The sequence below is a fragment of the Halomonas sp. ND22Bw genome (genome assembly GCF_003011945.1).
Lineage (GTDB): Bacteria > Pseudomonadota > Gammaproteobacteria > Pseudomonadales > Halomonadaceae > Halomonas > Halomonas halophila.
Window position 1 is genome coordinate 1 of the sequence record NZ_PXWD01000774.1, and the last position, 275, is coordinate 275.

A 275-nucleotide genomic window follows, 5' to 3' on the forward strand; every position below is an offset into this window, starting at 1 on the left:
CGTATTGATCGCCATCAGTTCATCAGGCGCCTCACCAAACATTGTTTCGGCCGTTAGGACAGCTAAAGCCCTAGGCATGAAGGTGATAGGATTGACTGGCTTCGATGGCGGACACACCGCTATAGAAGCTGATATTTCGCTTCATGTCACAGCCAACAATTATGGCGTCATAGAAGATGTCCACCAATCCCTAATGCACGTTCTTGCGCAGAGCCTGAGAATGGGGGCGCTCATCTCTCACACAGATCTGGGTCGCATTCGTTTTTGAAGAATTG

The 275-nt window shown here is 49.5% G+C and carries 1 protein-coding gene; it reads left to right on the top strand.

What is annotated here, in order from left to right; all coding sequences use genetic code 11:
• The coding region (locus CVH10_RS20225; RefSeq protein ID WP_146143172.1) for an SIS domain-containing protein at nt 1-268 on the top strand (268 nt) is incomplete at its 5' end.
• Nucleotides 269-275: the final 7 nt, after the last annotated feature.